This window comes from Loktanella sp. PT4BL (assembly GCF_003201935.1).
Lineage (GTDB): Bacteria > Pseudomonadota > Alphaproteobacteria > Rhodobacterales > Rhodobacteraceae > Yoonia.
This window is the reverse complement of the sequence record NZ_QJJL01000036.1, coordinates 1-1104: the sequence shown is the minus strand read 5'-3', so window position 1 is coordinate 1104 and position 1104 is coordinate 1. Positions and strand designations below refer to the sequence as shown.

Genomic DNA, 1104 nt, shown 5'->3' with positions numbered 1-1104 from the left:
CTGACAGCGTCAGTGTCCTTCACACTTGATGGTGACTTCACGGGTGTTGAGACGCTGGTTCTGAACGATCAGGCAGATGACACCTCCGATGCAACCGTAACCTTCGATGCGGCATATGCACAGGCTTCAATGCTGGTCGACGGCTCCAACATGGACGCTGGCCAGGTTCTGACAGTTAACGCTGCTGCCAACGCCTCTTCTGAGGTGCTGAGCGTGCTTGGTGGTGCCGGAAATGATGTCATCACCGTCGGTTCGGGCAATGATACAGTGCGGAGTAATGACGGCGCTGATTTGATCACCCTGACTGCTGGTGGTGATAATTTGGTGTTTGGAGGAAGCGGAAGCGACACTATCATTGCAGGTACAGGCAACGATAGCATTGATGCTGGGACGCAGGATGACCTGGTTCAGTTCCTGTCCTCGAACTTTGATGGAAACGACACTGTTGCCGGTGGCGGCGGGAATGACACGATTGAAGTGACTGACACTGCGATTGTTGATGATGCGGACTTTGGCAATGTGACGTCTGTTGAGACGCTGCTGCTGACCGACACTGGTGCGCAGGACGTTAACTTTACGGGGACGACTGCTGAAACTGCGGGCATTCGCACGATCACTGCGACGGCAGGCACCGCGTCGAACATTGATATCAGCGGCACCACCGCGGGCATCACTGTCACGACGGATGCTGGTGATGACACGGTCACTGCGGGCTCTGGCAATGACAACATCTCGACGGGTGCAGCGGATGATCTGGTTCAGTTCCTGTCAGCGAACTTTGATGGAAACGACACTGTTGCCGGTGGCGGCGGGAATGACACGATTGAAGTGACTGACACTGCGATTGTTGATGATGCGGACTTTGGCAATGTGACGTCTGTTGAGACGCTGCTGCTGACCGACACTGGTGCGCAGGACGTTAACTTTACGGGGACGACTGCTGAAACTGCGGGCATTCGCACGATCACTGCGACGGCAGGCACCGCGTCGAACATTGATATCAGCGGCACCACCGCGGGCATCACTGTCACGACGGATGCTGGTGATGACACGGTCACTGCGGGCTCTGGCAATGACAACATCTCGACGGGTGCAGCGGATGAC

The 1104-nt window shown here is 56.1% G+C and carries 1 protein-coding gene; it reads left to right on the top strand.

Annotation, left to right across the window (positions count from 1 at the left end):
- Window positions 1–1104: beta strand repeat-containing protein (locus tag C7964_RS19725; RefSeq protein ID WP_146214907.1), on the top strand; the 1104-nt coding region annotated here is incomplete at both ends.